Origin of the sequence: Pseudomonas sp. GW531-T4 (assembly GCF_017349615.1) — a bacterium.
Taxonomy (GTDB): domain Bacteria; phylum Pseudomonadota; class Gammaproteobacteria; order Pseudomonadales; family Pseudomonadaceae; genus Aquipseudomonas; species Aquipseudomonas chlororaphis_I.
In genome coordinates this window covers 202,162-210,498 of the sequence record NZ_JACMZT010000008.1, presented here as the reverse complement: position 1 = coordinate 210,498, position 8,337 = coordinate 202,162, and the positions used below count along the sequence as shown (strand labels likewise).

General features: G+C 62.6%; 11 protein-coding genes. All 11 read right to left on the bottom strand.

Annotated features, from left to right (window positions below; all coding sequences use genetic code 11):
• Nucleotides 1-1,818, bottom strand: a 1,818-nt coding sequence (locus J4D28_RS09235; RefSeq protein ID WP_207246414.1) for a phage tail tape measure protein, incomplete at its 3' end; no start/stop codon positions are given.
• Nucleotides 1,819-1,946: 128 nt separating this feature from the next.
• Complete coding sequence (locus J4D28_RS09230; protein WP_101281893.1) at nucleotides 1,947-2,528, bottom strand: phage tail assembly protein; 582 nt, start codon at nucleotides 2,526-2,528, stop codon at nucleotides 1,947-1,949.
• A 126-nt stretch (nucleotides 2,529-2,654) separates the two neighbouring features.
• Nucleotides 2,655-3,161: a phage major tail tube protein gene (locus J4D28_RS09225; RefSeq protein WP_103330353.1), complete on the bottom strand. Its 507-nt coding sequence runs from the start codon at nucleotides 3,159-3,161 to the stop codon at nucleotides 2,655-2,657.
• A complete protein-coding gene (locus J4D28_RS09220; RefSeq protein WP_009047303.1) occupies nucleotides 3,161-4,327 on the bottom strand; it encodes a tail protein in 1,167 nt (388 codons plus the stop codon). The genes J4D28_RS09225 and J4D28_RS09220 overlap by 1 nt, the downstream gene beginning before the upstream one ends.
• 2 nt (nucleotides 4,328-4,329) lie before the next feature.
• Nucleotides 4,330-4,551 (bottom strand): hypothetical protein, encoded by a 222-nt coding sequence (locus J4D28_RS09215; RefSeq protein WP_028681840.1) that lies wholly within the window; start codon nucleotides 4,549-4,551, stop codon nucleotides 4,330-4,332.
• A gap of 87 nt (nucleotides 4,552-4,638) precedes the next feature.
• Nucleotides 4,639-4,875, bottom strand: coding sequence for a tail fiber assembly protein (locus J4D28_RS09210; RefSeq protein ID WP_028681841.1), 237 nt, complete (start codon nucleotides 4,873-4,875; stop codon nucleotides 4,639-4,641).
• 11 nt (nucleotides 4,876-4,886) lie between these two features.
• Nucleotides 4,887-5,639, bottom strand: coding sequence for a hypothetical protein (locus J4D28_RS09205; protein ID WP_041985715.1), 753 nt, complete (start codon nucleotides 5,637-5,639; stop codon nucleotides 4,887-4,889).
• A gap of 103 nt (nucleotides 5,640-5,742) precedes the next feature.
• A complete protein-coding gene (locus J4D28_RS09200) occupies nucleotides 5,743-6,279 on the bottom strand; it encodes a hypothetical protein (RefSeq protein WP_041985717.1) in 537 nt (178 codons plus the stop codon).
• Nucleotides 6,276-7,010: a phage tail protein I gene (locus J4D28_RS09195; protein WP_028681844.1), complete on the bottom strand. Its 735-nt coding sequence runs from the start codon at nucleotides 7,008-7,010 to the stop codon at nucleotides 6,276-6,278. Before J4D28_RS09195 ends, J4D28_RS09200 begins: the two co-directional genes overlap by 4 nt.
• Entirely contained in the window at nucleotides 7,007-8,002 is a 996-nt protein-coding gene (locus J4D28_RS09190; RefSeq protein WP_103330356.1) for a baseplate J/gp47 family protein, read from the bottom strand. Before J4D28_RS09190 ends, J4D28_RS09195 begins: the two co-directional genes overlap by 4 nt.
• Nucleotides 7,999-8,331: a phage baseplate protein gene (locus tag J4D28_RS09185; protein WP_007924012.1), complete on the bottom strand. Its 333-nt coding sequence runs from the start codon at nucleotides 8,329-8,331 to the stop codon at nucleotides 7,999-8,001. Before J4D28_RS09185 ends, J4D28_RS09190 begins: the two co-directional genes overlap by 4 nt.
• Nucleotides 8,332-8,337: the final 6 nt, after the last annotated feature.

Here is an 8,337-nt window from a genome sequence, read left to right as displayed (position 1 = left end):
GAGCATCTGGGTATCGCCGGTCACCAGGCCTTCGGCGACATCCACCGCGGCGCCGAGGTACTTCGCCGGCCCAGGAGCCCTGCGGCTCAAGGAACGAACCGAGGCCTGCGACCCGGACAGACCGAAAGCAAAGGACGAACCCGCACCTGGAACAGCGGCCGTGGCTTTCAGTGCTTTCTGGGCAGCCTGTTTTTTTGCGGCCCTCCTTGCGGCCTTGCCTTTGGCACGTTGTTCCTGTGGAACATCGATGCTCGGACCGCTCGGGATACTCGGTGCACTTGGACCGCCCGAAGGACCTGGAGCGCCGGGCTGGCGAGTGCCTGCACCGTCGAGGATGCGTTTGGCACCGCGGTTGAACACCTCGTCTACCACCGCCTTGCCCTGCTTGCTGACCAGCAACCTCAGCGCCGCACCGAGCAGCACGAGGCCGGCCGTGACCTTGGGAAAGGTTTCGGCCAGTTCGCTGAGGCCATCCACCAACTCGCCAAGAGGAGTAAGCGTACTGTCGACTACCGGTGCCAACGCGTTGCCCGCGGCAGTGGACAATCGCTCGGTGCGGGCCTCGAAGGTGTCCCAGGTGGCTTTCTGGGTCTTTGACTGCGCCAGCGCCGACTCCCGTACCGAGCCCTGGTAATTCGACTCCGAGGGGACGTCTGGATCCGAGCCGGCTACCCGGGAGAAGGTCTGCTTGACGTCATCGAGATTCTGCGCCAGACGCAGCACCGCCTGATCGCCCTCGGCAAACAATGCCGTGGCCAGCGTCGACCGCTTCTCGGCGGGCTGCCTGTTCAGCGCCTGCAGCACCGATGCCACAGTTCCCCCAGCATCCTCGCGCAAGCCCCCGGCCACTTTCCCGGGGTCCAGTCCCAGCGCCTTCCAGGCCGCTTGCTGAGTCGCCGTTGCCTGATCACCCTTACCCAGGGTCGTGGTGATGTTCTTGAGCGCACTGCCGGCATCGGCCTTAGACGTATCGCTGTTGAGCAATGCCGCCGTGAGGGCCGCGGCCTGCACCGGCGCCAGGCCAACCGAGGTCGCCGCACCACCATGACGCTGGAGGATGGCGCCGATATCAGCCGCCTCGGCGTCACCGGGGACTTTACCCAGGTGATTGGTCGCATCCGCCAGATCCATGGCCTGGTCGGCGTTGAGCTTCATCGATGTGCGCCAGCCGGCCATCATCTCCCCGGCATCCGTGCCCGACATCTTGAATGCCGTCGCGGTGATTGCGGCAGCATCGGCAAAGGCCAGCAACGCCTTTTGCCTGGCTTCGCCCGAGCCTTGATCGCTACCGATCCCCGCCTTGGCCGCCGTGTATTCGATCCTTACCAGATCGACCGCCTTGGTTCCCCCGGCAGCAATCTGTGGAAGCGCAGCCATTCGCTGGTTTTCCACGGCCATTGTTTGGCGATCGCGCCCCTGGAAATCGACCAGGCGCCCCAGGTCGGCCATCGCCGAGTCCATGCTGATCGCAGGCTTGAGCAGGTCCGGCGGCTCGATGCCGCCGCCTGCCTTGCCCGCACTTTTTTGCTCGCCCTTGGCGCCGGCAGCCTGGCTAACCGTAATCACCTGCCGCAGACGTTGCGACGACAGGGTCAGGTTCAGGGCGTCGAGGCTGGTCACCAGCAACCCGATATCGACGCTGAGGGTATCCAGTGCCCGGTCAAGACCGGGTAGCCGATCCTTGGGCTGGGCTGCCAATCCACCCGACGGCGCGATGCTCGCGACGGGCGTGTTCAGGTCGACCGACCTGATGTCACCGAACGTCAACCAGCCTTCCTTGACGGCGGTGAACTTGAGCGAAAACTTATCGTCCGCCATCCCGCTCTACTCCTGTTTCACGCCAAGGCGAGTGATCGCGATGTCGTAACGGCGTAATGCCTTGCCGGCGTCCCATTCCAGGATTTCCGCTTCACTCACCGAGTAAATGAGCGGCACCACATCGAGTATCACTTCGATGTCGCGCTCCGAAAGAAGGCCGCCGGTTTGTTTAAAAAATCGTCGATGCGTACCTGCAGCTGGGTCCAGTCGGGCACCGTCAGCTGGGCAAGATCGGGAATCATCAGGCCAGTGCAATGGGCGGTGATGAACTCAGCGCGCTCCTTGGCCGTCTTGAGTTTTTTCATCGCTTTGGTCGCCCGCAGCGCCGGCATTTCCAGGGTCAGCGAGGTCACGTCCTGGCCGGCCACGGCCAGCGGCAGCAGCAGTTGCACCTGATCCGGGTTGTCCTCGTTGATCTGCTCCTCGGCCTGTTTGAGGAAGTGGGCGGTCGGACGGGTCGACATCTCGTGAACGTACTGCGCAATGCTCACGTAATCCGGTCGCTTGAGCTGATCCAGCTCTTTCACCGACAGGCCGGTGGCCAGCTTGGCCAGCTCGAAGAACTGATCGTCCTCATCGTCGCCGGCGCGGGCCAGCGCTTCTTTCTGCGCGGCGTAGAACAATGGCTTGAGCTGAATCTGCGCGATCTGCGACTCGTCGTCGGCGGTGATCGGGCACAGCAGGACATGGATCGGAGGCGTCCAGGACATGAATGAATTCCTATGTAAAAGGTAGGAGCGAGCAGGCTCGCGACAGGAGATGAACAGCGCTTGCGATGCGGGCTGTCGGGCCGTCATCGCGAGCCGCTCGCGCCTACAGAGGGGAAGTGTCGCGGGTTACGGCATCAGTACGGCGCGACGGGCGTCGCCGAGAATGTCGACGCCGCTGAGCACGAACTTCTGGGTGCGCACGTCGATGTCGATCACCGGCACGCCGTTCTCGATGCGGTTGTAGGTACGGCAGGAGAGTTCCAGGGTGGTGGTGGGTTTTTCATTCATCTTCATGGCCGTTTCGGCCAGGGATTTCAGCTTGCCGCCCACGGTGTGGTAGGTGAACCAGGTCTTGCCATCCTGATCCTGGCCCGCCTCGCGGACATTGAGCAGGATGTCGTCACCCAGCTTCACGCCCAGCGCCAGCATGATTTCCGGCCCCAGTCCCTGCAGCTTGAGGGTGGCCGTCAGCACCTTGCCGCCCTTGGCCATTTCTTCGGCGATGAAGCGCCCGCCGCGCATCTCTTCCATTTCGAATTCGATCTTCGGCGGGGTGAACTCTTCCACGGTCGCCGACAACGGCAGGCCTTGCAGGGTGGCCGCGATGGCCTGTCTTACGCGGTTGGTAAACATTAGAGAACATCCTCCAGGAACTGCTCGATGATTTCATCGCGGGCGTTGAGCTGATACACCATGTGCTCGTTCGGCGCGTAGCGGCCGTAGTCGATGACCACGTACCAGGTACCGTTCTTGTACTTCTCGACGCTGTTCAGCTCGGGGTGCAGGTACACGCTGCCGCCCGGGATGGTTTCGTCGGCGACCAGGGTCTGCAGCCAGTCGTTGATGCGCTTGACCTCCTGGTCCATGAAGGACTTGGTCAGGTTCTTGGCCATGGCTTTCTGCCCGGCCTTGACCAGCTTGCGGCTGATGGCATCCTCCAGGCCGACATAGCTGATGAACTTGCCGGTGATGGAGCGGTTACCCAGCAGCGAGAAGCCACCGAGCACGGTGCGGGCGTAGTAGCTGACGCCGTAGCGGTTGAGCAGGTCGCCCTCGGTCGAGGTGTCGAGGATGTTGTATTCCACGGTGCGCGAAACGTCTTCGGCGTAGGTCACCTGGTTGCCCGGGCTCTCCCACTGCTTGACCTTGGCCAGCGCAGCGATGGCCAGGCTCGACGGCGCCAGGAACACGTTCTTCTTGGCCGCCTTGGAGTACACGGCCGGCATGTTGTGCACCACCAGGCAACGGTCGAAGCCCAGGTCCGCGCCGCCCAGCTCCTTGCTGTAAGTCACCTGGTCGGCGACCGAGGTGTCCTTGCCATCCAGCACCACACGGGCCTTGATGCGCTTGCCGAACGAGGCGAACTCGCCAGCCACGGCCTTGGTGCCGGTGAAGCCCGGCGCGCCGATGATGGTCAGGTCTTCCGGGACGCTGCCCAGGGCAGCCAGGCCGAGCTTGCGGCCGGTGGTGGCATCGACGCCGCCGATCACGTTATTGACGGTGTCGGCCGGGGTCGCGCCCTCTTCGACGATCACCACATAGACCGGAACCTTGACCACTTTGAGGATCTGGTACACCGCCTGGAACAGAGTGCCCGACTCGGCACCGGTCGGGTCCAGCAAGGCCTGGGTGGTGAAGCTGTTGATGCGGAACGGCGCATTGCGCGGAATCAGCGGGTCGGCCTTCGGCGCGGTGCCGACCAGACCGATGACGTTGTCACCCAGGCCACCCATGGCCTCGGGGGATTCGGTGGCATTGACGGTAATGCCGTTGTGCTCGAAGTTCAGAACCTCAGCCATGGTTATTCAGCCTTCTTGGCAGCGGCCTTTTTGGCCGCGGTGGATGGGGTGGCCGGTTCGGCCTGTTGGCGCGTTTCAAGGACGCTGGTCAGTTCCAGGCGGCCGGCGGCACGCAGGGCACTGGCCTCGACATCGAGCAGTTCCAGTTGCTGGCCGATGCTCGACCAGTGGCCGCCGCCGGTGGGGAACGGCACCAGGACGGTGTATTTCTGGCGGATGGACATGTGCGAATTTCTCCAGACGCAAAAGCGCCAAAGCCCCTCTGCGGGGCTTTGTGCGGGCGAAAAAAAACCGCTTTCGCGGTGGGGGTCCTACTTCAGGAAATCCGGCTTGACCGGCCAGGCGACCGCATCCGGATCACTGCCCTGGTCGGGAATATCGCGCAGCCCCTGGCGATAGGCGGCAAACGCCGGACGATTGGTCTCGTTCATGGGGTAGTCGGGCATGGCCGCGTAATCACTCGCCGCCAGGTCTTCATCGCGAGCCTTGCGAATCATTTCCCACTTGATGATCGGGTGCAGTTCAGCAGGTACAAAAGTTGGTTTCATTGTGTTTTTCCTTAACTAATAGCGAGCATGGTGCCCCAGTCGCCCGGGTCGGTGACTACGCCGGTGCAGGCACCGGCCAGCATGATTTCAATCAATCCAGTGCTCGAAGTACGCATCGGGTGCAGGTGGAAATAGGCACCGAATGCTCCGGAAGGAGAAACCACCGCGGAGCACCAACGCCATTTGCCTTTCTGCGAGCCGGTACTCCAGGCGCCACTGATCGAGCCATCAACGACACGCACGAAAGCGCCCAGGGTCAGATAAGAGTTCAAAGGCACCGCGGCGGCGCCATTGGCCAGCGTCTGGTCGGTGGCATAAGGAAAGGCGAGCCAGGGACTGCTATCGGCCTCCGTCCATTTCATTTGCCAGACGTTGATCGCCCCGCGCCAATAGTCCGTTGCCCGGATGTCGAAATTGGGGAACTGCTCCCGCACGTCGGCCTGAACCTTGAGCATGAACTCAACGTCTGCTGCCGGCCGGCCGACTGCCTGGGACACAGGGGTGATCGAACGCAACTTCGTCGTGGTGACCTGCCCATGAATACCCCAGCTGTCAATCAACGTCCCGGCGGTATTGGGCAACAGGGTGAAGTTCTTGGTGACCGCCAGCCGCGGCAGTCGGCTTTTCAGATCCAGAAGCTGCGCATCGTATTGCAGCCTGGCATCCGCCAGTGCCTTGTCGATCTCGCCAACCTTGCCCGTGACAGTGTTGGTCAAATTATTCGCCGCGCTTACCACCGCGGCCAGTTGCTGTTCTGTACTCAAAGTCTTAACTCCTTAGATTCCATTGATCTTGCTCACAACGACACTTCCCATTCGGAGCCAAAGGACAGGCCATCGGCACCTGCGGAACCTGACTTGCTGATTTTCAAATGACCTTTTCTTCCAGCGCTCTCACACGAAAGAGCACCCCAAGCCCGCGGGCCATGTTGTCGATGCTGGCCGCCGAAAGAGTGGCCAACTCCTCTGCCAGCAAGATGTTGAGATTCTCGGCCCCCACCACTACCGTCACACTGTCCGCAGGCAACGGCGAAATATCCAGCGTGAACTTTTGCAGCACCCGTGCAGCAGCAGCCTTGTAAGTCAGCAGCTTGCCAGCCACCGAATACACCGCCAGCAAGGTGCCGCTGGCCAGGTAGAAACCGAACTCGCCGATCTCGTATTCATCCGGCCCCTCGAACAGCGCCGCCATCCGCAACTGGCGCGAGCCCAGGTCCTCGTAATCCACGATCGCCACCCGCTGTCGCTCGTTGCGAAGTGCGGTTTCCGTACCGTCCGGGTTGTAGCGGCCGGTGCCGGCGCCGATGTGGGTGATCTCACCTTTCAAGCCTTGGTTCTTTGCCGCCAACACTTCATCCAGACCGGCGGAAGTGAAGCGAACCAAGCGCGTAATGTCTTCTGTCATAGCTGCGCCCTGAGGTCGTAGTCGTTAATGGTGTAGTGCTGGGAAACCCCGGCACTGTTAAACCGAGCGCCGAGCCCGAATTCAGGCAGTGCTCCGTCAAGACAGAGTTCGCCATCGCTCAGCGGTGTATATGCAACGCAACTCATGCTCAGCGATCCGTGCAGCTTGACCTCGGGCAACGCCCCAGGCTGGCTGTCATCGCTGACGCTCAGGCCAGGATCGGCGCCAGCGGCCAGTCGCAACCCACCCGTGGTTTGATGGACGATGGTGATGGTGCCGTCGTCGCGCTCGCTCTTGGCGGCGTTGATGCGGCGTATCAAGCGATTGTGATCACCGCTGGACCAGTCCCGGACAATGATTGCCTGCACATCGAAGGTGTAGGGCTTGCCCAGCGGTCGCTGCTCATACCAGGCGGCGATGTTGGGCATGAACCCCAGGGATTCGACGGCGTGGCTCAGGGCCTTGTGGGTCCCGGCCTGTCGCTGGATCTGCCAGGACAACGAGACGGTCAGGCGTTTTTCGGTTTCACTGGCCTCCGCGTCCCATTCGCTGACCCCGCGATCTGCCGCCAGATAAGGCAAGAAGTCCACAGGGGTCTGGGTAGGGCTCATCAGTTCGGGAAAGGGCGGATCCACACGTTCGAGCAAGCGGGCGAAACCGAGATCGAGGGCCTTCTCCAGCGCCGAGCTGTTGGCCGGCAGCAGGCTCAAGCGAGCAGTGTCGTCACTCATAAGATGCGCACCTCCACTTCAACCCCCGTGCAATATGGAGCCTGGAAAGCCGTGGTCACGATCGGTTGCAATGGCTCGAGAATCTCCAGCTGTACCGCACCTGCCGTATGCAGCGTGTAATCGATCCAGCTCGGATCCACCCGCCCTTCCAGGCGATGACAGCTGTCCGCGTAGGCCTGTAGTTGCCGCTGCGTGGCGACCTGGGTCAGTCCGGAATCGGGGCCCGGGTTGATCTTGGCCACCACGCGGATCTTGTAGGGTTTGATCTGTGCCGCCTGCACCGTCACCCGATCCGTCTCCGGCTTCACGTCCGGTCGCGCAAAGTGTCGGCGCACGCCTTCGAGCAGGTCCTCGGACGGCGTGCCGTCGCCTTCCCGCGAGAGTACGGTGACCTGCACTTCTCCCGGTGCGGTACGGCGGCCGTTGCCATCCTTGACCTGAGCGGCGAAGCCGTCCGGATCGAAGGTGTAGGTGACGGTCACCACGCCCGCATCGGTGGAGTCCACCTTCACTGTCGGCCGCTCGCCGAGGGTGAACACCTCGCGGCGATACTGCATGCGCGAACCGGCGGCCGGCGCATGGGGCGCCAGGTAGTAGCGCAGGCGGGCATCTTGGTCGCTTTCATAGACCGCGGGGACCGGTGGAAAGGCCGCCGGATCGCCCGGGTCAAGCAACTGCCGCTCCAGGCCCATGTCCGCCAGGCGCGCATCGAGATTGCTGCCGGTGGCCCACCAGGCCAGCATCTGCTTGATGCGGGCGTTGTACTTGCGCTCATGGGTCTGCAGGCGCAGGCAGAAGGCTTCCAGCGCCAGGGTCAGCAGCTCGCTTTCGTTGGCCAGGCTGGCCTGCAGTTTCTGCGCATGGGCGGGGGCACGCTGGGCCACGTAATCGATGACGAAGGTCTTGAACTCGGCAAGCAGCGTCTCGAATTCATCGACTGTGACAATGGCCGGCTCGGCCAACTGGTGTTCACCGGGTATCAGCATGCTCATGTCACGACCTCGAACGTCTGTTGGCGGTTTTTCCAGGTGCCGGCGAAACGCAACAGCAGCCCGGCGCCGCGCCGGCTGGCGACTATGACCTGCGGCTCGAAATCGCCGATGCCGTTCTGCTCGTTGTAGAACGCCTGCGCGGCATGGCTCTGGGCGAGGATCAGCAGGTCGTCGCCGAGGTTCTGGCCCAGCAGGTCGGGAATCAGCGAACCGTACAAAGGACGCTTCTGCCGGGTGCCCAACGGCGTGGTCAGGGCACGGGTCGCGCGCTGCACGAACTGCAGCCAGTCATCGACCGCGGCGCCGGTGTTTCTATCGACTCCAATCATGGAAAG